Source organism: Acinetobacter sp. YH12227, from assembly GCF_013417785.1.
Lineage (GTDB): Bacteria > Pseudomonadota > Gammaproteobacteria > Pseudomonadales > Moraxellaceae > Acinetobacter > Acinetobacter gandensis.
Genome location: NZ_VPDH01000056.1, coordinates 1 through 24,614, shown reverse-complemented (window position 1 = coordinate 24,614; position 24,614 = coordinate 1). Strand labels below are relative to the sequence as shown.

The window sequence follows — 24,614 nt, the reverse complement described above, 5'->3', positions numbered from 1 at the left end:
AGCGATGGTGCTCGACGGAATCGATGGGCGCACCTGATCGCCTTCGACGCCTGCGCAAAGCGTAGCGCGAGGGTGGCGGGCTCACGACCAAACGCCCAGAGGTCGATCATCGCAGGGATGTTTGGCTTTGTGGTGCGGACGACGGGACTCGAACCCGTACTCTCACAGAGAAGCAGATTTTCGTACCACCTCGACTTTCGCCGCCGTCTGATGACGTTCGTGGTCTGGACTGTCCCTTCGCCATTGCCCGAAGGCTTTAGGCGCCGCCCGTCCAGTCTCTACACCTTCCCCCGAAGGGGCTTGGCTCGGGATTGGCTTAGGGTATTGCCCGTTAGCGTTCCCCGACTTTGAGCGGTTCTACTCCGCGGATTTCCCCGCGGGCACTCCAATTTTAAAGTCTGCTGCGTCTACCGATTTCGCCACGTCCGCCTTTTTTCGCCGTTCCTAGCGCTCGTGCGATGCACCTATGTTGCACCTAGCGCCGAATCGTTCTTCGTCATCCTGAAAAACCACGTCTCCTAAAGCCTTGCATAGCTTATCTTTTCTCCACCACGAACTTTTTTGTGGGATGGTAGAAAAAAAGACTTTTTAAGTCCGCTGGCTTGCCAGGCCTTGTTAGCTTGTACGGTCATGGTTATCGGGTAAAGAATATTGACGGCATCGCTGGTGTCGGTGGCTGAAAAGCCGGCTCCCATCAGGGCAATAGCCATTTCAGATGCAGGCGTACAGGGCAATGGTCAACAGCTACAGCCTGTCTGACGATTCCGGCGTCATGGCTGCGGCGGCTATCACGCATTTTTTGTTCGGTCAGGCGGTGTTTTCGTACCTCAATGGTTGGAGCGTGTTGATCGGACCTGGTACAGGTTTGGACAGCACGGGCTGCAAATACGCAAGGGATTTAATGGGCCTGGTGGCGTTCACGGCTTTTATCGTGACGTTTCTGTTCAGGGGCTACTCATAATCTCGTGGCTCGGCGGTTCCCGGCACACCATGACAGTAAGGAAGGACCCTGTGTCTCAACTCTCCCAGCTTCGAAGCCCCGCCGCCGTGCAGGCTGCCATCGATGAGTTCGTGCAACTGGGCCGCACGAAATTCCTGGCGCGCCACGGCTACGGCAAGTCCCGCGACTTCCTGGTACGTGATCCGAAGACCGGCACCGATTGCGATTCCAAGGCCATCGCCGGTGTGGCCTTCGGCAAGCAATTTCCCGAGCAGGGCCCGCTCACTGCTGACAGCTTCTCCGGTGGCGAGGCGACCGTCGTTCCGGCGCTGACGCGGCTCGGGTTTCGCATCATTCGCATCGGCGAAGACTGGTCCGAAGAAGAGGTCCTGGCCACGGTCGAAGACTATTTCGACATGCTGCGTGCCGAGGCGGCTGGGGAGCCGTACAACAAGTCCGAGCACAACCAGGCACTGCGCCAACTGCTGAACGGTCGCAGCAAGTCTTCAGTCGAGCTCAAGCACCAGAACATTAGCGCCGTACTCGATGCCCTGGGCCTGCCCTATATCAACGGCTACAAGCCACGCGGCAACAGCCAACTGCTGCTGCGTAAATCCGTACACGCCTACGTTCTGGAACATCAGCAGACGGTCGGCGCTCTTGTCGATGCCCTGGAGGAGGTAAAACTTCCGGGTGACAAAACCTACCGAGCGGCTTTGGTAGAACCACCCGCCCGTGAAGTGCTTGTGCGTACCCCGGCATCTCTACGGCAACGCCTACCGCGAAAGTTCGATTATGCCGCTCGCGATGAAGCCAACCGCAAGCTGGGCCGGGCAGGGGAGCAGTGGGTGATTGGCTACGAACAGCAACGCCTGACCGAGCTCGGCCACCCAGAGCTTTTTCAGCGGCTGGATTGGGTGTCCGACACCCAGGGAGACGGTGCGGGGTTCGACATCCTGTCGTTCGAAGAGGACGCCCATGAGCGCTTCATCGAGGTGAAAACCACCAATGGCGGGGTAGGCTCGTCTTTCTTGGTCAGCCACAACGAACTCGAATTCTCCAAGGAGGCGGGCGATCAATTCCATCTGTATCGCGTGTTCCAGTTTCGGGACGGTCCGCGCCTGTTCACGCTACCCGGCGACCTCAGCCAACATGTGCATCTCAAGCCGACGGACTACCGGGCGAGTTTCCGGAGTTTGGTGGGGTAAAGGCAGGGTTCTGTTGAGCCGAATGGCTGTGTGCGGCCGATTCTGTTGAAAAAGTAGCGGCCTCCCCATGCCGTTGGCAAAATTGCTTTGTCAGCGAGCGTGGGGGCGAACAGCATGATGGGACAGTTACCGGGAGGACAGCAGCGCCTGTTCTACTCGTTCAATCTGGAAGATCACGTCCCGGCCCAACATCTCCTGCGCAGCATCGACCAGTGCTTGGATCTCAGTGATCTACGTGCCTACCTGGCAGATTTCTATAGCCCCATCGGGCGTCCCTCGATTGACCCGGAGTTGATGGTGCGCATGCTGGTCGTCGGCTACTTGCTATGGCATTCGTTCCGAGCGGCGATTGTGCGAAGAGGTGCACCTGAACCTGGCCTATCGCTGGTTCTGCCGGTTGGGTCTGGAAGACGAAGTCCCCAATCACTCGACCTTCTCGAAGAATCGCCATGGGCGTTTTCGTGACAGCGATCTATTCCGCTGGTTATTCAATGAGGTGCTGCGGCGCTGCATGGCAGCCGGCCTAGTCAAGGGTGAAGGTTTCGCCGTCGACGCCAGCATCATTAAGGCGGATGCCAGCCGGCAACGTGGGGTGGCGGGAGATGAGGTCGATTGGAACGATCCAAAGCTCAGCAGCCGCGCAGTGCGCGAGTACCTCGAAGCCCTTGATGAAGAGGCGCTGGCTGAGGCTCTTCCCAAGAAAATTTCGCTCACTGATCCTCAGTCCCGTTGGACAGCAGCGCCAGGTGGCCCGGCCTTTTTTGCCTACTCCACGAATTACCTGATCGACACTGAGCACGGTGTGATCATGGACGTGGAAGCTACCCCGGCGCACCGTACCGCCGAAGTCGATTCGACTAGGACGATGGTCGAGCGTGTCGAGGCGCAGTTCGATCTCACACCGGAACGCCTTATCGGCGATACCGCTTATGGCACCGCCCCGATGCTGGCCTGGATGGTCGAAGAAAAGGACATCGAACCGCATGTGCCGGTGTGGGACAAGACCGAGCGCAAGGACGACAGCCTCTCCAGTAACGACTTTCACTGGAGTCAGGACGCCAATGAATATCGCTGCCCAGCCGGCAAACCGCTACGCAGTGAATGGCGCGCCTTCACCCAGCAAAGGTCGCGGGTAACTAAGGCCAAAACCGTCATTTACCGCTCCAGCCAAACCGACTGCGCCACCTGCCCGTTGAAAGCGAAATGCTGCCCCAACACGCCGAATCGGAAGATCGTCCGCAGCATCCATGAGGCTGCCCGCGACGTGGCTCGACGCATCGCCAAGACACCGGAGTACCTCGTCTCTCGCTGCGAACGAAAGAAGGTGGAGATGCTTTTCGCCCACCTCAAACGGATCATGAAACTCGACCGTTTACGACTGCGTGGCCTAACGGGTGCCACTGACGAATTCACCTTGGCTGCGATGGTGCAGAACCTGCGCCGCATGGCCAAGCTTTTGCCTCAAGGGCCACCGCTGACGGGATAGGTATGCCTGCTACGAGCAGAAACCCTCAAATTAACCCTTAAACCTGAGCAAGGACGCTCAGTGAAACGCCGGAAGGCAACTTGAAGTGGCTTGCAGCCACTTCGACAGCAGGCACACCTGATCGGCAGGCTGCCGCTAAAGCTACTTTTTCAACAGAATCGGCCGATTTGTGCCGGTCGTCAAGGACCGCTTCGGATCACTCTCAACCGGATCGCGGGCCAGCTGATTTGCTAAAACCCGCGCCAAACTCAACGAAGGATTTCGCATGATCCGTTTTTTTTGGCGATCACGCTCGGCCTGATGGTTGGCTGCTCGTCGAGTTCAAGTTCGATCTGATCAGTGAGCGGTAGCGCAAGTGGATCGCCTCAGCCAAGCAGCGTTGTTGCCGGCGGCCGGAAGAAAGCCTTGAACTAGTAGCGGAAAGGATGAAACTTTATTTTTACGATTCTCAGCATTTTCCAAGGTTGAGCGAAAATTAGGATGATACTTTAATGATTCCGGCCTCCATCCCCACAAAACGCTTGCAGATGGCAGAATTGAAATAAGTCATTGTTTTAAATGGATTTTTACAGGAATTGCTACGTTGCAGGGTCCTGTAGTTAGGATGACACTTTATTTTCCTCCCACAATCAAAGCATCCATCCATGCATTTGTGAAATCAGAACCCATTGAACGCATTGAGTTTGAAAAAAACTTGCTGAACTTAGGTATCGTGAACAATTATGAAAAATATATAGACTACAATAATTTGCTGTTTCACGTTTTGTTTAGCAAATGGATTAACAGTCCAGTTGACTTTGGATATTTTGTCGATCAAAACTTTTACGGTGCCAGCTAAGCTCACTCAAAACATCTACGGTGTAATACACCGTAAAAAGAATTGCACCTGGTACTTGCCACTAAAAAATGACAGTGAATGACATTTTGAGAGAAAAAAATTGTGGGGTAGTGCCTTTTCTACTCCTTTGAGAATTTTAATTATGACAATTCCGATACACCTAACAATAACTTCATATTTTTCTTTCTTGAACTAAGATTCAATAACTTAACTAATTTCTATTTCAATCATAAAATATGATATGTTGACCTTAAGAATAATTCATAAACTTTACTATGTTTGCTTTAAAAACAATTCATTTAGAAAAGAAAGTCTCAAACGAAAATCAAATTATTCTTTTATTTGATTTAGATTCATTCTGTCCATGTATGTACCCTATGCTGTACACCATGAAATTTCTTAGATTTCAAAGTATCTCTACGCAGCATGCAGATTTAATCGCAATAAAATTTTGGTATGAATTTTGGTTTGAAAAGTTTGCCACGTCCTTTTGTGAGTCGTTCTATTCGACATCCTATAATTTTGAGATCATTCAATGTGAAATTGATAATTTCATTGTTTACTTAGAAAATAATAAAAAACTTGAAAGTAATCTTATACGGCTAAGCAATTCAGAACATATTAATTACACAACAATTGGTCATAGAGTTAGATCCTTCTTAAAGTTTTACAACTTCTTGATTAATGAATACTTAAGCATGCAATCACAGCCACAACTTACGTTGAAGGAAATTCAAAAAATTAAAGAAAACTTGAATAAATATATGACAATAAAGAAAAAAATTATAAATAATTTTTCAAAAGCCAATAAGACAATTAAAAGTGAGATAAATCATAATTTTAAGAGCATGAATCAGGAAATGATTAAAGGATTGTATTCAGTCATTTCACCAAGTAACTCTAATAAATACAATGAATTAAATCCTTTTAGATCTAAAAATGTACAACTCAGAAACTTTCTGATCATACATCTCATGCTCAACTATGGTCTTAGAATTGGTGAGCTTATGCTACTAACAACCAACTCTATTAAAAAATCAATTCAGAATCATAGTTTTAGTTTAATTATTACAAATACAGATGATGAGTTCGATGATCGATCAAAAAAGCCAAAAATCAAAAATGAATATTCGTACCGAGTAATTAAACTGCAGGAACGAGACTACAGAATTCTTCAAATCTATATAAATGAAATCCGAAAAGAAATTCCTTCACATATCTTATTTACATCCTTAAAGCCTCCCTATTCTGCTTTAAGTTATGGTAATCCTCCCATAAATAACCGAAGTTAAAAGTAGAGGTTAAGCAGCCCTTAGAGGTGGCTTTCCTTTGTTAGCTTGATGTGGTCTTTCATGGTTGTAATGCCACAACCAGTTTGTTGCATAATCTTGTACTTCTTCCAGTGTGTCAAATAGATGCTTGCTTAGCCAGCTATAACGTATAGTCCGATTATAACGTTCAATATACGTAAGCGTCCGCTGAATCCCATACCAATTTTAATTCGATTTAGGTTTCCAGCAGTGTGGCAGTAACTCTTCAATCTGGGTCACTTTATGTGTCGGCAGCCTTTTCAGCACATCACTTAAATAGGCATACGGATCCAAGCCATTCAGCTTTGCTGACTGGATTAACGTCATGATGTTTGCCGCTCGCTGACCACTGCGCAGCGAACCTGCAAACAGCCAGTTCTTGCGCCCCAACGCCCAGGGACGCATCTGATTCTCGACCCAATTATTGCAAATAGGTAGATTGCCATCATCCAGATAGCGGCTTAAAGCTGGCCAACGCTTCAGAGTGTAATTGATGGCCTTGGCGGTGGGAGAACTCGATGGCACTGTCAGATGATGTTGGTTGAGCCATTCATATAGTTGTTGCATCACTGGTTGACTATGCTGTTGTCGGTATTCGCGGCGGTCTTCCGCTGTACCATCGGTCTTTTTCCTGAGCTCTGCTTCTATCGCATACAGTTTCTGAATCAGCACTAATGCCTGTTCAGCGACCTGACTTTTCCCAGTTACATGCAGTTCATGGAATTTACGACGTGCATGGGCCATGCAGCCCACCTCAATGACCTGGCCTGATTTAAAGCGTGCTTTATAACCACTGTAATCATCACAGACTAGATAACCCTGCCAGCCTTTCAAGAACTCTGCAGCATGCTGGCCTGAACGACTATCCTGAAAGTCATAGATCACCGCCTGAACTGGATTGTACTGTGTAGTGGCATAGGCCCAGACATAACCTTTCTTCGGTTTTTTATCATTCTCACCCATCCGCATGATGGTGACCGGTGTTTCATCTGCATGCAGCACCTGCTGTTGTAGTACCACCTCTTTTAAGGCATTGGCTAGAGGTTCCAGTTCTACACCGCAGCGACCTATCCAGTCAGATAAAGTTGATCTAGAAAGTTCGATTCCCGCCCGCTGATAGATCAGACGTTGACGGTACAGCGGCAAATGATCGGCATATTTCGATACCAAAACATGGCTGAGCAGTTCAGGTGAAGCAATGCCTTTATCAATCACATAGGCGGGCATCGCTTGCTGAGTCAGGGTGTCACACTGATCACAGACCCATTTACCACGCACATGCTGTTCCTTATAGAACTGTGCCGGTCTGAAATGCAGTTTTTCACTGACATCTTCGCCGATACGACGGAGTTGGCAGCCACAAGCGCATTGGGTTGATGCAGGTTCATGCTCAATACGGATGGTGTGTAGATGATCTGGCAGTGGTCGACGTTTAGGTTTATTGGTTTTGGCTTTCTGTGTCGCTGCATCGGTTTTATCTGCATTTAGCCGTTCCAGTTCTAGATCAACCGCAGCAATATCTTCTTCAACCGCTTCATCCCACAGGTGGATTTGTTTTGCAGTGAGATGTTCGTTTTTACTGCCGAATTTGTGCTGTTTAAATAGTGCGAGTTCATGCTCGTATTTTTGATTGAGAATAGAAAGATGTTGAACTTTAGAATCTAATTGCTGATTGGTGACTTCAAGATGTTGAACTTTGGCATCCAATTGCTGGTTTGATTTTTCTAATTCTTGATTTGATTGTGCTAGAGACTGATGCTGCATCGCCAACTGTCTGGTGAATTCCAGCAGTTGTTCATGGGTCAGTTGGCTTAAGTCAGGCAGCGTATTCATGACCGCAGTATGCCTGAGGTCATGAGAAGAATGAAATAGAACGTTTGGAGAATAGCAGAATGGAACAGCCTGGTTTAAAGCATCGTCACCACCTGCTGTCGTCCAATGCGCTGCCAGGGCAAACCTTGGATCAGTGCCTGTAACTGTTCCGGGCTGAGGGCCACGGTTTCACCTTGGTGAACTTGAGCCCAGTGAAATTTGCCCTGTTCCAGCCGCCGGGCACACAGCCAGATGCCCAGTCCATCATGTACCAGTACTTTCATGCGATGGCCACGTTTATTACAGAACAGGTAAGCACAATGCGGTTTGATGTAGCCAAAGGCTCTCACCACCTGAGCCATGGCCGTATCCATACCTGCACGCATGTCCATGGGCTGAGTAGACAACCAGATTTCATCGATACGGATCATGTTGTAAGTGCCTTGAGTAATTCTGCTAAGGCAGGTATTTCTGATGTCTGCCATTTTAGCTGAATATCATTATTCGTATGAGGCACGGTGATACACAACGTGATCCTCTCATCAATAGGTTGGCTGATTGCAGCAGTGTAAGGCAAAGCAATAAATGCTGGATTCACATGAGTAGGATCCTGCACGGCACCCTCATGATGGCTGAAGATCCTGATCCAACGACTGACAAGGTTGGCATTAATACTATGTTGCAGTGCGACCGAAGCGATCGAGGTATTAGGATTTTTACAGGCATTGACAATACTGAGTTTGAATTCTTTGCTGTATGTTCTGCGTTTTTTAGCAACAGGAGGTGTTGCTGAATATATATCCATGTTCATGGATTAAGTCCCCACTTGTTTTTAGGTGGGAACTAAATTAAGGCTTATAGGATCGCTTGGTAAGGCTGTGTTAGCCGGATGCTTACGTTCATTAGATAAATTAAGTTTTATATTAAATTGTAGAAGTTTAGGTATCTCTATTAAAGATATAGAGTCTCTATGTGAGGAGTTAGAAACTCCTAATCAAAATTGTACTAAAGTAAATAACCTTATAAAAAAACATACAAAAGAATTAGATAATAGAATTAAGCAATTAACCTCCTTCAAGAAACAATTAGATGACTTAGAAAATCTTTGTGGGGATAATCGTAAAATTGAGAACTGTTATATCATCAAAAAATTAGAAATGAATAGCTGAAATTCCCCTCAATTTAACATAATGGGCGTTATACGAAATGCACATGTAAGCCCCAAGTAGAAATGTCCGGTTTCTCCAAAGTAAAAATGTCCGCTTTTAGAATATGCACTTTTGCAATTTTCTTAGCGGACGGTTTGATATGTTGGTGTCTATGTCGGATAAAGAACTTAAACGATTGTCGGTCTTGCAAGAAATCTGTGATCAACGCATAACCCAGTCCCAAGCTGCTCAGCTACTTCATATTTCAGAACGTCAGATCAGACGTTTATTGCAAAAATACAAAGCTCAAGGCCCAGCTGCATTAGCACATGCTGCACGTGGCCAAATCAGCAATTCCAGGCTTCCTGAAGAGCTCAGACTCAAGTGCCTCAATATTGTTTCGGATCAACTGCATGGTTTCGGACCCACTTTAGCGCATGAAAAGCTCACCACTGTTCATGGATTCGATATTTCAGTGGAAACACTGCGTTCCTGGATGATTGCAGCCGATCTGTGGATTCCTCGCGCCAAGCGCCTGAAACGCCCGTATCAGCCTCGTTATAACCGAGATTGTTATGGTGAACTGATTCAAATCGATGGCTCACACCATGACTGGTTTGAAGGACGCGCTGCTAAGTGCTGTCTGCTGGTATTTATCGATGATGCCACAGGAAAATTACAGCATTTACGTTTCTGTGAGTCGGAATCAGCATTTGACTATATGATTTCAACACGTTTGTATGTTGAGCAGCATGGTAAGCCGTTGGCGTTTTACAGTGATAAACATTCAGTCTTCAGGGTGAATCAAAGCAGCAAGAAAGACACCAAGATTACCCAGTTTGGACGCGTACTCAGTACCCTCAATATCGATATCATCTTCGCCAATTCACCACAAGCCAAAGGCCGTGTAGAACGGGCGAATAGAACGCTTCAGGACCGTCTGATTAAAGAAATGCGCCTGGAAGGCATCTGTTCGATTGAGCAAGCGAATGCCTGGCTGCCCTGCTTTATCGAGCAATTTAATCGTAAATTTGCCAATATGGCCTTTAATCCCAAGGATCTACACCGGACTGTCACTGAAACAGCCGAAGAATTAGATGATGTTTTTACCTGGCGTGAACCCCGCAGAGTCACGAACAGCCTGACGATTACTTATGATAAATGCGTATATTTACTGGAAAATACCGAAGAAAATAAAAGGTTGATCGGCAAGTATCTTGAGTTTCTGGAATACCCGGATGGCACGGTAGCCATTGAACATCAAGGAAGAAAAATCAATTACAGCATCTTCGATAAATTAAGTCAGCTCAACCAGCGAGAGGTTGTTGAGAATAAACGTTTAGGTGCTGTTCTCAATCATATTCAACAACAGCACGAAGAATTAGAACAGCAAAACAAACGCAATCGTTCTCAAAAGATGCCGAGCAGACGTGCACAGAAAACAGTAATCAAAGAACGAAATCTGAATCCTGTGCTTGACTTGGAAGTGTCTGTATAGGACATTTCTATTTGGTTATTAGGTAGGACATTTCTACTTAGGAATAACAGCACAAATTGAAAAATATAAAAATCAAAAACTTATGATATAAATTATTTGCTCGATGATGTTCAAAAGCCGACTTGGAAACAAGTCGGCTTTTTTATGAGCAGTTTTGATAGTACTTGCCAATAAATTTGACTAAAAATTACGCTTCTCAACTTGAGTTATACAATTTTGTGATACATTATTGTATATACAAATTTGAATGTTTTTTATGGAACAGTATTTTGAATGGGATGAGGCTAAGAATCGAAAGAATCAGAAAAAGCATGATATCTCTTTCGAAACTGCAAGCCTTGTTTTTGAAGATCCATTACGGATCTCAATCCAAGACAGACATACCGATGGTGAAGAACGTTGGCAAACCATTGGACGAGTTAAAGGCGTACTAATGTTATTGGTGGCTCACACCATTTTTGATGAAGATGACTGTGAAATCATACGAATCATTAGTGCAAGGCAAGTGACTAAAGCGGAGCGAAACAAATATGAGCATGGTTAGATACTCACGCAAAGAGCTGAATGAGAAATTTGGTGAGAAGCAAGATGCTGAAATTCAACGCTTGCTTGCTAAAGGCACGGTTCCTGATGATCAGCTAGATCTATCAGATATTCCTGAAATTACCGATTGGAGCAGTGCTGTACGCCAAAATCAATTTTACCGCCCAGTGAAGCAACAAACTTCAATTCGGTTAGATGCTGATGTACTTGCTTGGTTCAAAGCACAAGGCAAAGGTTATCAAACACGAATGAATGAAATTTTACGGGATGCTATGCTGAAAGAATTAAAAAATCATCAATAAAAATGGGAGCTTAAGCTCCCATTTTTGACTTCGCATAACGCCCATTATGTTAATTTTAGTTTTCCTTAATACGACAAAAATATCTACTTCATTTCACGAGAATTTCTTTTGCTAAAAGTTCTTCTTTCGTTACACCGAAATATCTTATTTCTAATTTAGGCCTGCCTAACATCTTTAAAAGATTGTTTTCATCATTTATATTTTTTATAGCTTTGCTTACACAATCAATTACGTCATTAGTTTTAGAAATAGCTTCTTTTTCAGATACTTGATCGCTTACTTTTCGAGATATTAAGTCATCAAAATATATCCTATATTCTTCACAAACTAGATAAAAATAAGGGTCTAATCTATCTAAATCATATTCAGATTCAAAGGGTTTACGATCTAATAAATCTTTTTCAGGATAAATAATCAATTGTCCTGCATCGAACCAAAACTCCACAGAAAAATTATCAAACTCAATTCCATTTAAATCATTACTAAAATTTTGAAAATACTGTAATAAAAGATTTTCTATATCCTCTAAAAACTCTTTATTCTTAATATCAAATATTAAAGATTCATTAGAAATAGCTTTGATACAATCTTCTTGAATATCTAACCCCTTTAAAGTCATTTTTACTCCATTTAAATTTTTAGGTTTTGGTGCATTAAGAATTTTGATTAACTTAACATAATGGCGGTTATACGAAATTCACCGTTTCGAGCCCCAAATATCAAGTTTATTTCTTGCATAAATGTATCCTATAGGATACATTCTACTTATGTACTCAATATATACCACTGAAGTCTTTGATGACTGGTTCACCAAGTTAAAAGACCAGCAGGCAAAAAGACGCATACAAGTCCGAATTGATCGGGTTGAAGATGGAAACTTTGGAGATACTGAGCCGGTCGGTGAAGGTGTTTCTGAATTACGTTTCTTCTTTGGGCCAGGCTATAGGATTTATTACTGCAAGCAAGGGCAAAGGGTTGTTATTCTTTTAGCAGGCGGAGATAAGTCTACGCAAAGTAAAGATATAAAACTTGCCCTGCAATTGGCACAAGATTTAGAGGAGGAGCTATAAATGGCTATTAAACTTCGCAAATGGGACAGTGCTGAGCATCTTAAAACAGAGGATGATATGCAGGCTTACTTACAAGCATGTATTGAAGAATCTAATGGCGATGCCGCATTCATTGCAAAGGCTTTAGGTAACATTGCAAAAGCTAAAGGAATGGCTCAATTATCACGAGATACAGGCTTAGGCCGAGAAAGTCTTTATAAAGCACTTTCTGGTGATGTTAACCCTAGTTTTGATACTGTGATTAAAGTTGTAAAAGCACTGAATTTACGCTTAGCAATTTAAAAAAAGTTATTAAAAAATGGAGCTTTAGGCTCCATTTTTTAATTTCGTATAAGGTGTATTATGTTAATTTTAGAAATTCTTAATTTCCATCTATCCAAACTTGCTTGATCCAATCTGCTAAATCTTCCCACTGCTCATCGCTATATCCATCTGCTGTCCAATATCTAATTTTATGATTAGGAGATAGGCAATAATAACTACCATTATCTTCACAAATAGGTAGCCAATCTTCTGGCAGACCTTGCTCCCTAGCATCATTTAATATCTGAGATAGCCCTCGATAGCATTCTTTCTCATCTGTAAGAGACGCTAATTCAATTGTTCCATAAAAGATATTGCTAATCTCTTTCAAAACTTTTTTATAATCTTTTGGAAAAATAAAACCTATTTTTCGTTCATAAGCAGATATGAAAATATCATCAGGTAGTTCTATGTTTAGACGACTATTCCCAGATAGTTCTTTTAATTCTTGAATAATGTTATCAAGCTTATTTTGCATATACATTCTGCTCTATCGCATTAAAGTTCTTACTACAATTTAACATAATGGCTGTTATGCGAAACGAGATCTACCAGCTCTCGTTTTTTGTTATGGAAACTGCTAAAATTCAAATACGCCATTGACGTATAAAGAGTCCATGTTATTTATTGAAACCAGCATCTTTACCAAGCAAATTAAAGACCTTGTATCTGATGAGGAATATCGTCAACTTCAGCAAGATCTTTTGGTACAGCCTGATAGAGGTGACCTAATCAAGAATGGCGGTGGTATTCGCAAAGTACGTTGTGCTCAAGGTAACAAAGGGAAAAGTGGTGGGATACGGGTGATTTATTATTGGGTCACCGAGGATGATCAGATCTTTTTCTTAGTGGCTTATCCAAAATCAGTAAAAGATAATTTAACAGATAAGGAAACCGCCATTCTGCACCAACTCGTGAAGGAGCAATTTCATGGATAACAACTTATTTGATGACTTGGTTGCTTCAATCAAAGAAGCTGGAGCTATCAAACGTAAAGAAGTTAAAGCAAGCCGAGTTACAGAACTCGAATTGCCTGATATTAAAGAAGTACGTGAAAAAACTGGCTTGAGCCAAAATGAATTTGCTGCACGTCTACATATTAGCCCCCGTACCCTGCAAAATTGGGAACAGGGACGACGCTATCCAACTGGACCAGCAGCTACATTGATTCGAATTTTAGATGCTCACCCAAGCCTTATTTGAAAAAATTACTTAAAAAATGGGAGCTTAAGGCTCCCATTTTTATTTCGTATAAGGTGTATTATGTTAATTTTAGAAAATCTTCACTACTATTATTTTAAAATAAGCCTTATATCCAAGCATAAAACAAGGTTGTCTAGACTTCTTTTAACAGTAAAGTTATCATAAAACTGAATTTTATTTTTTAGGTAAGTTTATGCATTCTATCCGCATTCGTTAAGACACAACTATTTGCATAGTGACACTATTTTATAATGGTGGGCTTTTGTTGTGTCTTTAAGAATATATGCGGATATATAAAGTAAAAGTATGCTTAATTTATAAGTATGCTTTTAGTGCATAGTTTCCAGTTATAACTTAATTGACTAGCTATTTGTCCACCCTGTGGATGAATAGCTTTTTTTTTGGGAGGACACTGTGATGCTAGCTTTTGTTTTCACCTAAATCCTGTTTGCTGCATAAAAAATTTCAAGAGCTAAACAGGAGTAAATAAAAATGAGTTTAATTATTAAAGCGAGAAACATACGCTTGGATTATGCTGGGCGTGATGTTTTGGATATTGATGAATTGGAAATTCACTCTTATGACCGTATTGGTCTTGTGGGTGATAACGGAGCAGGAAAGAGTAGTTTACTCAAAGTACTTAATGGCGAAATTGTTTTAGCCGAAGCGACATTACAGCGTTTTGGTGATTTTGCACATATCAGCCAACTGGGCGGAATCGAAATAGAAACGGTCGAAGACCGGGCAATGTTATCTCGCCTTGGTGTTTCCAATGTACAAAACGACACAATGAGTGGCGGAGAGGAAACTCGTGCAAAAATTGCTGCCGCATTTTCCCAACAAGTACATGGCATTCTAGCGGATGAACCAACCAGCCACCTTGATCTCAATGGAATAGATCTACTTATTGGTCAACTTAAAGCATTTGATGGAGCATTACTTGTTATCAGTCATGACCGATATTTTCTTGATATGGTTGTAGACAAGATATGGGAGTTAAAAGACGGTAAAATTACGGAATATTGGGGTGGTTACTCGGATTACTTGCGTCAAAAAGAAGAAGAGCGACAACACCAAGCCGTAGAATATGAGCTGATGATGAAGGAACGGGAGCGATTAGAATCTGCTGTGCAAGAAAAACGCCAGCAAGCTAATCGATTAGACAATAAGAAAAAAGGAGAAAAATCCAAAAACTCTACCGAAAGTGCTGGACGACTTGGGCATGCAAAAATGACTGGCACCAAGCAAAGAAAACTGTATCAGGCAGCTAAGAGTATGGAAAAGCGTTTGGCTGCATTAGAAGATATTCAAGCACCAGAGCATTTGCGTTCTATTCGTTTTCGTCAAAGTTCAGCCCTAGAACTGCACAATAAGTTCCCGATTACGGCAGATGGTCTGAGCTTAAAATTTGGTAGCCGTACTATCTTTGATGACGCTAACTTTATAATACCGCTTGGCGCTAAAGTCGCTATAACTGGATCGAATGGAACAGGGAAAACGTCCTTGTTAAAAATGATATCAGAACGTGCTGATGGATTAACCATATCTCCAAAAGCTGAAATTGGCTACTTTACACAAACAGGATATAAATTTAACACGCATAAATCTGTGCTCTCCTTTATGCAGGAAGAGTGCGAGTACACAGTTGCGGAAATTCGTGCAGTATTGGCTTCAATGGGGATCGGAGCGAATGATATTCAAAAAAACTTATCCGACTTATCGGGAGGTGAAATCATCAAACTGCTTTTATCCAAAATGCTTTTAGGAAAATATAATATTTTGCTTATGGATGAACCAGGAAACTATCTTGACCTAAAAAGTATTGCCGCATTAGAAACAATGATGAAGTCCTATGCAGGAACTATTATCTTCGTATCTCATGACAAGCAATTGGTCGATAATATTGCTGACATTATCTACGAGATCAAAGACCACAAAATCATCAAGACTTTTGAGAGAGATTGTTAATGATAGCCAATCTAATCCGAACATTAATTATTGAACTCTTTAAAGGAAATTAAAAATGACAATTCAAGATATTCAATCACTTGCTGAAGCACACGGCTTGTTGCTTACGGACAAAATGAATTTCAATGAAATGGGCATTGATTTTAAGGTCGTTTTTGCTCTTGATACAAAGGGGCAACAATGGTTGCTGCGTATTCCTCGTCGTGATGGCATGAGGGAACAAATCAAGAAAGAAAAACGCATTTTAGAATTGGTAAAAAAACATCTTTCTGTAGAGGTTCCTGATTGGAGAATTTCATCTACAGAATTAGTGGCTTATCCCATACTTAAAGATAATCCTGTTTTAAATTTGGATGCTGAAACCTATGAAATAATTTGGAATATGGACAAAGATAGCCCGAAATACATAACATCTTTGGCAAAAACCTTATTTGAAATCCATAGTATTCCTGAAAAAGAAGTTCGGGAAAATGATTTGAAAATTATGAAACCTTCAGATTTAAGACCTGAAATAGCAAACAATTTGCAGTTAGTAAAATCTGAAATTGGTATAAGTGAGCAATTGGAAACCCGCTACAGAAAATGGTTGGATAATGATGTTCTATGGGCAGATTTCACCCAATTTATACATGGCGATTTATATGCTGGGCATGTACTAGCTTCAAAGGATGGAGCTGTTTCAGGCGTTATTGATTGGTCAACAGCCCATATAGATGACCCAGCGATTGATTTTGCTGGGCATGTAACTTTGTTTGGAGAAGAAAGCCTCAAAACTCTAATCATCGAGTATGAAAAACTAGGGGGTAAAGTTTGGAATAAACTATATGAACAGACTTTAGAAAGAGCAGCGGCCTCTCCTTTGATGTATGGTTTATTTGCCTTAGAAACTCAAAATGAAAGCCTTATCGTTGGAGCAAAAGCTCAGTTGGGAGTTATATAATTTAAAAATATGATTGCTGAGAACTGCCTTGTTTTGAAACTTGGTTGGCTTTAATTAGTTTTTAGTATTCTTTATAGAAAATGCCTCGATCAAGGGGCATTTCTAACAATCATTTAACATAAAATTTCTTATGCGAAATTACATACCAACTTTAACCACATTGTGGACAGGTTGGATTTTAGAGATAAGAAAAACTTCTAGGGCATTTGCTAAATAAGCCGTATCACGCTCAAAGCCTATTGTAATGATGGATCCAGCATCTTTCAGTCTTGGATCTATCGCAATATATTCAGTTTTATCTTCATTCCATCGGCAATATTTCATTACCCTGGCGCTTAAGCCATTACCACGATAACGGCCAGCACCTCTAGAAGTCCCAACACCGATATAAGTCACTAAATCCCCTTTGACAAACGCATATACACCTTGTTTATCGTAATTAGGAATTTTTCCAAAATTAAAATGTACTGGTGACCATTCAGGAGGCTTTCCTAATAGGTCTACATTCCAGTGATGTTCGAAGAATAATTCTGTATTACGTATTAACTTATTAAGTGTTGGATCTTCCACTACTTATCCCTCAAAATTTATAAATTAAAAAGCTTTCGGTCACGCTCATCTGTTAAATACTTATCCATCTGAGCAATTAATTTAGCTCTGGCTTGTTCATCATCTTCAGTGATCTTTAGCATACAGGATCCAATTAAAATTTTGCGTCTGGTATCATCCTTTCGAGCTTGTTCTTTCTCTTTAGCACGTTCTCTTGCCAGTGCTGCCTGTCTTTGAGCCTTTAACTGCTTTAGCTTTTCTTCCTGTGCTTTGATTTTGCTGTCTAGTGTTTCAGTAACGCTCATTAATCCAATACCATCATCCTGGGAAACCATCCCTAACATAAGCGCACTTGAATATGCATTCAAGGTGCTATATGTATAGTAATGTTTTCCTCGAAGAGCGCACTTATGCAAACTTCGTTTGCAAGTACGATTGGGGTCTCCCCAATACCCCGACAACCGTATCCACGGTTGTACTTCACTACGTGAAAATTTAAAAGCGAAAATAGGCATGGCGATTTACCACTTTTCAGTCAAAACCGTAGCACGATCAGCAGGGCGTTCCGCTACTGCTGCGATTGCCTATCGGGCAGGTGAAAAGATCTATTGTGAACGTGAGGGCCGAGAACATGATTACAGCCGAAAAACAGGTGTGGAATATAAAGAAATTTATTTACCCGAAGGCGCACCAGAACATTTAAAAAACCGGGAAAGACTCTGGAACGAAGTTGAACAACGGGAAACCCGAAAAAACTCGACAGTTGCCCGAGAATTTGAAATCGCTTTTCCAAGTGAATTAAATCAGGAACAACGCCTGGCCATGCTCGAAGAGCTATGCGCCAGTATCGTGGACAGACACCAGGTAGCCGTCGATGCCTGTATTCATGCACCGCATACTGGATCTGGTAGTGATGAACGCAATTATCACGCGCATATCCTGATGAGCACACGCAAACTTACTCAGGAAGGCTTCACCGAGAAAACCCGGGAACTGGATCAGAAACACAGTGGAGAAATCGAACACTGGCGCGAACACTTTGCCGATATCTGCAATATGCACCTGGATCTGGCTGGATACACTGCCCGAGTCGACCACCGCAGCTACAAAGACCAGGAGAATGGTTTAGAAGCCACGCTGCACGAAGGGCCGAAAGTCACCGAACTGCGCCGAAAAGGGATTGAGACCGAAATCAGCCGAAGCAATGACGAAATCAAACAGAGAAATCAGGCTCAGCTGCAATACAGCAAAAATATGGATCTGCTGATTGCTGAAAATGAGATCAAACTCAGCACACTGAAAACAGAACAGCAGATCCAAATCAAAAATAGCGCTAAAACGCCACCAATTGACGAAAAAGCCCTGTTTGAGGAAAAACAGAGGGAAACCCTTGGCAAAGTGCTAAAACGCGAAATCAGCGCAAAAGACGCGAATCTAGACCTGGATTTCATTCAGCGTAATCTCAAACAAGCCGAAATAACCCTGACCAAGCACCACAAACATCAAAATGAGTTCAATCAGCAGCTTGCCCAGGAGATCGTGAAAAGCGGACTCAAGCAAAGTCATGACAAATTGCAAAGCCTGGTCGATCAACACAACGAATTAACTCAGAACAAACCCTTACTGTTTGGAAAAAAAGCCTGGGAAGCCCAACGTGATGCGATTTACCAGGAGCACAAAAAGCTGAAAGGTCAGCATGAACACCAGAAAAAACATGGTGTGAAGGATTTATTGGAAAATGACAAATTCAAAGAACATGCCTGGAAGCAGTACCAACAACAACATCCAGCCAAAGCCAAGCAATACCAGACTCTATACCCATCCTATCAAGTCATTAAAAAATGTGTGGATGAGATCAAAGCAGAACAACAGATGAAACTCAGACAGGAACAACAGCTCAAAGCACAGCAACATGCGCCTAAAATGAAATCTCGTGGCATGAGTCGCTAAACAGAGCGAGTGTCTACGAGCGAACTGAGAAAATTTGCCCATCCCTTTCCCTGATTACAAGCTCCCTATCCATCAATCACCTGCTTTACAGAGCATCCCGAATGGGTGCGAACTTTCCAAATTTGATTCCTAAACCGAGCGTAGCGAGAAAAAAAGCTCATGAGCGAAGCGAATTCCGAGCTGCTTTTGATCTTGCTTTTGCTTTTTCTCAAATTCACGAAAATATGAACCAAAAATTGCCCCGACGAATCGAGCGAAAGCGAGATTCAATAGAGTTTGAGCGAAGCGAAAACCAAGGGCAATTTTTTACTCCCTGGGCTTTTAATTATTTTTAAGCTTTTAAATGCTTTTAATTAAGCTGTAATCCTTTATTCATAATGGTTCTAGAGATATTAAAACGAGGTTTACCTTGCATTAAAACGAGGTTTACCTTGCATTAAAACGAGGTTTACCTTGCATTAAAACGAGGTTTACCTTGCATTAAGCGAGATAATTATATAACCTCGTCTTATTGAATTAAAAATATAATCTTTTCATATGAAAACAGAACTAGTTGTTAAAGATAACGCCTTAATCAATGCCAGTTATAACCTCGATCTAGTTGAACAGAGGTTAATTCTCCTAGCTATTGTTGAAGCAAGGGAATCGGGTAAAGGGATAAATGCTAATGATCCACTAACAGTTCATGCTGAAAGTTATATTAATCAGTTTGGTGTACATCGAAATACGGCTTATCAGGCGTTAAAAGATGCTTGCGATGACTTGTTTGCAAGACAATTCAGTTATCAGAGTCTTAGTGAAAAAGGTAACACTATTAATCACAAATCAAGATGGGTGAGCGAGGTGGCTTATATTGATAATGAAGCTGTCGTTAGACTTATTTTTGCCCCTGCTATTGTGCCTTTAATTACTAGGTTAGAAGAACAATTTACAAAGTATGAAATACAACAAATAAGTAATTTAACAAGTGCTTATGCTGTTCGTTTATATGAAATATTGATTGCATGGCGTAGTACTGGAAAAACGCCTCTCATAACTATGTATGATTTTAGACAAAAAATAGGTGTACTCGAGACTGAATACAAACGAATGTATGATTTTAAAAAATATGTTTTAGACATTGCATTAAAACAAGTAAATGAACATACCGATATTATTGTCAAAGTTGAACAGCATAAAACAGGTAGATCTATTACTGGTTTTTCATTTAGCTTTAAACAGAAAAAATCAGCCACGCATTCAGTCGAATCTAAAAGAGATCCGAATACATTAGACCTCTTTTCAAAAATAACAGATAAACAACGCCATCTATTCGCCAACAAGCTCTCAGAGCTTCCTGAGATGAGTAAATATTCACAAGGCACAGAAAGCTATCAGCAGTTTGCTGTACGTATAGCTGCCATGCTGCAAGATGCAGAGAAATTTAAGGAATTACTTCCTTTACTCAGAAAATTAGGATTTCAATGACATTGTTAATTGAAATTGTTAAGTTAACAGTCAGGTATTAACACAAGTTGAAAACTGGTTTACATAATGAAAAAACTGTCAGTTTCAGAGTTAGCTAAGCTTTATGGATATTCAAGACAAGCCATATATGCACATATAAACAAAGGAAATTTATCTAAAGGATCTGATGGATTAATTGACTTTTCAGAGGCCCTAAGAGTTTTTGGGGAACCACAAAAAAAAGAGGATACAGTCAATCAAAGTCAATCAATTAACAGTCAAAACTTGACAGAAGTTGACTTACTAAAACGTCAAGTTGACATACTGGAAAAACAATTAAATCAGGCAATACAGAGAGAAAATCAATCTTTAGAACGTGAATCGTTTTATCAAGAACAGATTGAAGCTATGCAGCGCTTACTAGAAGCACCAAAAGCCAATATGACTACCTTTACCGATCAGAGCTTTAAACAGGATATAGCAACGGATCCTCGGTCGGAACTAGCAACGAACTATGACGAATTGACTACTCCTCAGCAAGACAATAAGCGTATTCCTATCCCGGAGCATGTTGAACCAGAACAGAAGAAGAGAGGCTTCCTAAGCCGCTTTTTCCTTCCATATGGTTAGCCAAGACTCCAGTTTTTTGAAGAGCCAATTTCAGTGCAAGCACTTGAAATAATGACTCCTCAAAAAACCGGATGATGTTTATTAAAACTGAATAAAACCGTGGAACATCGCTCAATTAGTGATCGTGGAACATGAATAATCAATAAAAAGCCGTTCTGGTGCCCTATACTCCAGAACGGCTTACGTTAATATAATGATATTTAAAGAGAAATATCAAGCATTTCGTATAACGTGTATTATGTTAATTTTAGAAAATCTTAAGATAATTATTAATGAGTGGCTTAATGAATAAAGAAATTTCTGTATTACTGCATGACGTTCCTACTCATGCAGATTACGCATGTGATGCAACAGATTTAGATCCAGAAGATATTCCTGAAGATCGTATAGAACAAGTCATAAATTTATTAAATTCTTCTGATGAAAATATTGTATTTGAGGCAGCAAAACTTCTGACTAATTGGGGACAATCCTCTGGTTTTGATGCATTAGTAAATTTATTAAATGAAAATAAATTAGTTGGTTATATAGATCATCGTTTACATGGTTATGATGATACACTTCAGCATGTACTTAGAGCTTTTGTTCGTTATTGGGCATTCCAAGCTGATCTAGGATTTGGTGAACAGGCTAGAATAAAAATATTTCATCCTATACAAAAGATTATAGAAATATCTAATACAGAACCATTTGATATTAGTCGCTTATTTTGGTTAATTGATGATGAAAAATACGATGAATATATTCCTTTAATTAAAAACCATTTAATCCAAATAATAGATCATCCTGAATTACAATTTTGGAAAATCCATGATGCTATTGAACTGATGCTGAAATTAGAGCCTGAGTTTGTTCATAATTTATTAGAAGAAAAAGGCAAAACATTGGAAGACTTTAAAATTAACACTTTATAAAGTTATACATTTAACATAATGGTGGTTATACGCAATACACTTGTATATTAATATAAATATCAGATACTTAATAAAACCTTAAAAAGCCAAAAATGCCCAAAAAGCCGATTTTGAAACAAGTCGGCTTTTTTATGATCGTTTTTGATAGTTCTTGCCAATAAAATCGATCAAAAAACATTCATATTTCGCTTTTTCCCTGATAACTCAATGCCTGCACTTCGGAAATTATCCGCAATTTCTGCGGATAAACCTTGGGGTAAGTTTTGAGCAATGTTGTACGCTCAGGCTGACATGAATTAAGGACCATTGCGTCTATGTCATCTCTGCGAATTTTCATATGATGGGGACATAGAGAACAGGATGTTCCAACACATAAAACAATAATGATAAGTGCAACACCAGGACGTGAGGTACGACAGGAGTTATACCTAAACACCTAATACGAAAAAGCCCGACAGGATGTCGGGCTTTTTTTATTAAAAAAATATTTTAAATCATTGGATTAAGCTCATTTTTGGAGCTTCGTATAACGTGTATTATGTTAATTTTAGTAGAACTAATAAATCTATATATTTGAAAATGTCATTTTACTCAATTAAATACTCTTCAGATATTTCACACTGTTCAACAAAAAAATGATCATGTGAAACTAAAATTACAGCGCCCTGATATTGGCTAATAGCCTGCGATAGAAGCTCTCTAGACTCAATATCTAAATGATTTTCTGGTTCATCAAGCAATAATAAATCAATACCATCAGGATAGTGACTCATTGCTAATAATGCGACTTTCAATTTTTCACCACCACTCAGTTCTGATAGTTTTAATAAAGCTTTTTCACGACGAATACGTAACTGACCTAACAAATTTCTCCACTCAACTTCAGTAAGATTGGAGTTATAAAGTGCAAGGTTTTCGATTACGGATAAATCATTATTTAATAAACTAAAGTTTTGATCTAAATACAAACATGTTCCACTAAAGAAAATATCATCACGTTGATGGGTAGAAATCAATTTCAATAAGGTTGATTTACCAATTCCATTAGCACCTTTAAGATGGATTTTTTCGCCAGCTTTCAATGCAAAATTAATTTTATTTGTTGCTGTATGGGGTAGCTTTAAATCATGAATTCTTAAAATCTCTCCTTGCTTCGTACTCTGTAAGTGGAATTCAAACTTCTGAGCTTTGATTTTTTCTACAATGGTCTGCCTATTAATCAGACTATTTTTCAAATCATCAGTTTGTCGAGTTTGTTGGGCACGTAGCTTACCTAAGCTTTGTCCAGCATTTTCCTTTTTGAAATCTAGAAAAATCTTTGCTTGAGAATTAGAATCACGAAGTTCATTGCCTTTAGATTGACGTTTATTCGCTTTCATTAAGCTATCATGTTGCCGTTGTTTTAACTGCTTTAATTCTTTTTTCTCATTATTAATAGACTGAGTTAATGCATCCATGTGTAGCTGATGCTGTTGAATGTAATGCTCATAATTACCTTTGTAGTGTTGTAAGCCTAATTCAGTTAAAGCATAAATATGTTGGACTTGATTGAGTAATTGGCGATCATGACTAATCAGGCATACACCACTAGGGTGTGCCAAAATACTCTCAATTAACCATTGTCTAGATGTTGAGTCTAAATGGTTGCTTGGTTCATCTAAAAGTAGATAGTGATCCTTTTTTAAAAACAAACGACATAAAGCCAGCTTTGTTTTTTGTCCTTCACTCAGTTTTTCTGTTGGAAAGTTCAAATCCGTAGGTAAGTCAGCATTTTCAAGTATATTTTGCCATTTTTGTGGTAAATCCCAGGTATTTTCAACTAACTCATAATCATCAAAACTAGCTGTATTGTTCTCTATACGCCGAAAAGCATGATGTAAATGATCTACCTCTAATGCTTGTGCAATATTTTCAGCATTAAGGCGTTCTAATTGTGCCAAATAATCATGTTGGATATTCCATGAAACTTGACCACTATAATGAATATCTAAAGCTTGGCTTTGATCTAATATTCTGAACAATAGGGATTTACCTAAACCATTACGTCCAATTAATGCAGAAACCTGTCCTGATAAAAGCGTAATGTTTAGCTGATCAAACATTTTCTGTGTAGAAAATTCTAAATTTAAGTTTGAAGCAATACATGCATGTTGCATAAAAAATTCCTCATGTAGAGGATATGCAAAATAGTGAAGATTAACTTATAAAAAACAATATATTATTTAGGATATAAAGTAGAGACCAAGAATATATAGCCACAAGTAGAATCTATTTTGCACATCAAAAGTTTAAAAATAATGATGAGAAAATGACTTACTTCATTGGCGTTACTCTTGGGAGGATGATTTGAATAAGGTTATTTTATAATGATAAGACAATCTGTCAAGCTTGTACTAAAGCTTCTAAAAGTTATTTAACATAATGGCGATTATGCGAAACGAGATCTACCAGCTCTCGTTTTTTGTTATGGAAACTGCTAAAATTCAAATACGCCATTGACGTATAAAGAGTCCATGTTATTTATTGAAACCAGCATCTTTACCAAGCAAATTAAAG

The 24,614-nt window shown here is 40.8% G+C and carries 26 protein-coding genes and 3 pseudogenes; 19 read left to right on the top strand and 10 right to left on the bottom strand.

The genetic code is table 11. From position 1 onward, the window contains the following. Positions 1-518: 518 nt before the first annotated feature. Positions 519-710, bottom strand: a complete 192-nt coding sequence (locus FTV09_RS12500; RefSeq protein WP_000951934.1) for a hypothetical protein — start codon at positions 708-710, stop codon at positions 519-521. Between the two features lie 23 nt (positions 711-733). Here FTV09_RS12500 and FTV09_RS12495 point away from each other — a divergent pair, with 23 nt between their 5' ends. The 4 genes and pseudogenes from FTV09_RS12495 to FTV09_RS18240 form a co-directional block, all read left to right on the top strand. Then, the gene (locus tag FTV09_RS12495; RefSeq protein ID WP_000248278.1) at positions 734-961 is read left to right on the top strand and encodes a hypothetical protein; all 228 of its coding nucleotides are present in this window, start codon (positions 734-736) and stop codon (positions 959-961) included. A 50-nt stretch (positions 962-1,011) separates the two neighbouring features. After that, positions 1,012-2,148 carry a DUF3883 domain-containing protein gene (locus tag FTV09_RS12490; RefSeq protein WP_000080860.1) on the top strand — a complete coding sequence of 379 codons (1,137 nt, stop codon included), beginning with the start codon at positions 1,012-1,014 and terminating at the stop codon, positions 2,146-2,148. 114 nt (positions 2,149-2,262) lie between these two features. Continuing rightward, positions 2,263-3,634, top strand: a pseudogene (locus FTV09_RS12485) (IS1182-like element ISCfr1 family transposase). Between the two features lie 1,113 nt (positions 3,635-4,747). After that, positions 4,748-5,740, top strand: a pseudogene (locus FTV09_RS18240) (site-specific integrase); the annotation flags it as partial. A gap of 33 nt (positions 5,741-5,773) precedes the next feature. Here the strand turns inward: FTV09_RS18240 and FTV09_RS12475 are convergent. The 4 genes and pseudogenes from FTV09_RS12475 to FTV09_RS12460 all read right to left on the bottom strand — a co-directional run. Then, positions 5,774-5,938, bottom strand: a pseudogene (locus tag FTV09_RS12475) (integrase core domain-containing protein); the annotation flags it as partial. Positions 5,939-5,968: 30 nt separating this feature from the next. Further along, on the bottom strand, positions 5,969-7,615 hold the full coding sequence (locus FTV09_RS12470; protein WP_001094417.1) for an IS66-like element ISAba16 family transposase: 1,647 nt from the start codon (positions 7,613-7,615) through the stop codon (positions 5,969-5,971). 74 nt (positions 7,616-7,689) lie between these two features. After that, positions 7,690-8,025, bottom strand: coding sequence for an IS66 family insertion sequence element accessory protein TnpB (tnpB, locus tag FTV09_RS12465; RefSeq protein WP_101442324.1), 336 nt, complete (start codon positions 8,023-8,025; stop codon positions 7,690-7,692). Beyond that, positions 8,022-8,405 (bottom strand): transposase, encoded by a 384-nt coding sequence (locus FTV09_RS12460; RefSeq protein ID WP_180058494.1) that lies wholly within the window; start codon positions 8,403-8,405, stop codon positions 8,022-8,024. Before FTV09_RS12460 ends, tnpB begins: the two co-directional genes overlap by 4 nt. 25 nt (positions 8,406-8,430) lie before the next feature. Between FTV09_RS12460 and FTV09_RS12455 the strand changes: the two genes are divergently transcribed. The 4 genes from FTV09_RS12455 (at position 8,431) to FTV09_RS12440 (ending at position 11,085) form a co-directional block, all read left to right on the top strand. Next, entirely contained in the window at positions 8,431-8,763 is a 333-nt protein-coding gene (locus FTV09_RS12455) for a MerR family DNA-binding protein (protein WP_117008139.1), read from the top strand. Between the two features lie 151 nt (positions 8,764-8,914). Continuing rightward, positions 8,915-10,240: an ISNCY family transposase gene (locus tag FTV09_RS12450; RefSeq protein ID WP_020846983.1), complete on the top strand. Its 1,326-nt coding sequence runs from the start codon at positions 8,915-8,917 to the stop codon at positions 10,238-10,240. A 256-nt stretch (positions 10,241-10,496) separates the two neighbouring features. Continuing rightward, positions 10,497-10,784, top strand: coding sequence for a BrnT family toxin (locus FTV09_RS12445; RefSeq protein WP_000438825.1), 288 nt, complete (start codon positions 10,497-10,499; stop codon positions 10,782-10,784). Continuing rightward, positions 10,771-11,085: a BrnA antitoxin family protein gene (locus tag FTV09_RS12440; protein ID WP_004728120.1), complete on the top strand. Its 315-nt coding sequence runs from the start codon at positions 10,771-10,773 to the stop codon at positions 11,083-11,085. Before FTV09_RS12445 ends, FTV09_RS12440 begins: the two co-directional genes overlap by 14 nt. A gap of 88 nt (positions 11,086-11,173) precedes the next feature. On the opposite strand, the gene FTV09_RS12435 is transcribed toward FTV09_RS12440, so the two are convergent. Beyond that, positions 11,174-11,704, bottom strand: a complete 531-nt coding sequence (locus FTV09_RS12435; RefSeq protein WP_000172759.1) for a hypothetical protein — start codon at positions 11,702-11,704, stop codon at positions 11,174-11,176. Between the two features lie 148 nt (positions 11,705-11,852). Here FTV09_RS12435 and FTV09_RS12430 point away from each other — a divergent pair, with 148 nt between their 5' ends. Then, positions 11,853-12,155, top strand: coding sequence for a type II toxin-antitoxin system RelE/ParE family toxin (locus tag FTV09_RS12430; RefSeq protein WP_000286964.1), 303 nt, complete (start codon positions 11,853-11,855; stop codon positions 12,153-12,155). Next, positions 12,156-12,437 (top strand): addiction module antidote protein, encoded by a 282-nt coding sequence (locus FTV09_RS12425; protein ID WP_000985609.1) that lies wholly within the window; start codon positions 12,156-12,158, stop codon positions 12,435-12,437. Positions 12,438-12,516: 79 nt separating this feature from the next. Here the strand turns inward: FTV09_RS12425 and FTV09_RS12420 are convergent, their stop codons facing one another. After that, on the bottom strand, positions 12,517-12,936 hold the full coding sequence (locus FTV09_RS12420) for an SMI1/KNR4 family protein (protein WP_001180106.1): 420 nt from the start codon (positions 12,934-12,936) through the stop codon (positions 12,517-12,519). A 139-nt stretch (positions 12,937-13,075) separates the two neighbouring features. Here FTV09_RS12420 and FTV09_RS12415 point away from each other — a divergent pair, with 139 nt between their 5' ends. From FTV09_RS12415 to FTV09_RS12400, 4 genes are all read left to right on the top strand, one after another. Next, positions 13,076-13,396 carry a type II toxin-antitoxin system RelE/ParE family toxin gene (locus FTV09_RS12415; protein ID WP_000897307.1) on the top strand — a complete coding sequence of 107 codons (321 nt, stop codon included), beginning with the start codon at positions 13,076-13,078 and terminating at the stop codon, positions 13,394-13,396. After that, positions 13,389-13,661 (top strand): NadS family protein, encoded by a 273-nt coding sequence (gene nadS / locus FTV09_RS12410; RefSeq protein WP_000369781.1) that lies wholly within the window; start codon positions 13,389-13,391, stop codon positions 13,659-13,661. Before FTV09_RS12415 ends, nadS begins: the two co-directional genes overlap by 8 nt. Positions 13,662-14,153: 492 nt before the next feature. Further along, positions 14,154-15,629, top strand: coding sequence for an ABC-F type ribosomal protection protein Msr(E) (msr(E), locus tag FTV09_RS12405; protein ID WP_000052512.1), 1,476 nt, complete (start codon positions 14,154-14,156; stop codon positions 15,627-15,629). 55 nt (positions 15,630-15,684) lie between these two features. After that, the gene (locus FTV09_RS12400) at positions 15,685-16,569 is read left to right on the top strand and encodes an Mph(E) family macrolide 2'-phosphotransferase (protein WP_000155092.1); all 885 of its coding nucleotides are present in this window, start codon (positions 15,685-15,687) and stop codon (positions 16,567-16,569) included. Between the two features lie 138 nt (positions 16,570-16,707). Here FTV09_RS12400 and FTV09_RS12395 read toward each other — a convergent pair whose 3' ends face one another. Together FTV09_RS12395 and FTV09_RS12390 are read right to left on the bottom strand one after the other, a co-directional pair. Beyond that, positions 16,708-17,139, bottom strand: coding sequence for a hypothetical protein (locus tag FTV09_RS12395; protein ID WP_039090891.1), 432 nt, complete (start codon positions 17,137-17,139; stop codon positions 16,708-16,710). A 17-nt stretch (positions 17,140-17,156) separates the two neighbouring features. Beyond that, positions 17,157-17,423, bottom strand: coding sequence for a mobilization protein (locus FTV09_RS12390; RefSeq protein WP_088749624.1), 267 nt, complete (start codon positions 17,421-17,423; stop codon positions 17,157-17,159). A gap of 208 nt (positions 17,424-17,631) precedes the next feature. Between FTV09_RS12390 and mobQ the strand changes: the two genes are divergently transcribed. The 5 genes from mobQ (at position 17,632) to FTV09_RS12365 (ending at position 22,058) form a co-directional block, all read left to right on the top strand. Further along, positions 17,632-19,068, top strand: a complete 1,437-nt coding sequence (mobQ, locus tag FTV09_RS12385) for a MobQ family relaxase (RefSeq protein WP_180058493.1) — start codon at positions 17,632-17,634, stop codon at positions 19,066-19,068. A gap of 101 nt (positions 19,069-19,169) precedes the next feature. Then, positions 19,170-19,403, top strand: coding sequence for a hypothetical protein (locus tag FTV09_RS12380; RefSeq protein ID WP_068553069.1), 234 nt, complete (start codon positions 19,170-19,172; stop codon positions 19,401-19,403). A 202-nt stretch (positions 19,404-19,605) separates the two neighbouring features. Further along, positions 19,606-20,535: a replication initiation protein RepM gene (repM, locus tag FTV09_RS12375; RefSeq protein WP_068553070.1), complete on the top strand. Its 930-nt coding sequence runs from the start codon at positions 19,606-19,608 to the stop codon at positions 20,533-20,535. A gap of 66 nt (positions 20,536-20,601) precedes the next feature. Then, positions 20,602-21,144 (top strand): plasmid replication DNA-binding protein, encoded by a 543-nt coding sequence (locus FTV09_RS12370; RefSeq protein ID WP_004896925.1) that lies wholly within the window; start codon positions 20,602-20,604, stop codon positions 21,142-21,144. A gap of 284 nt (positions 21,145-21,428) precedes the next feature. Beyond that, positions 21,429-22,058, top strand: coding sequence for a hypothetical protein (locus FTV09_RS12365; protein ID WP_078194520.1), 630 nt, complete (start codon positions 21,429-21,431; stop codon positions 22,056-22,058). 587 nt (positions 22,059-22,645) lie between these two features. Here the strand turns inward: FTV09_RS12365 and FTV09_RS12360 are convergent. Beyond that, entirely contained in the window at positions 22,646-24,214 is a 1,569-nt protein-coding gene (locus FTV09_RS12360; RefSeq protein WP_159124549.1) for an ATP-binding cassette domain-containing protein, read from the bottom strand. Positions 24,215-24,614 lie beyond the last annotated feature (400 nt).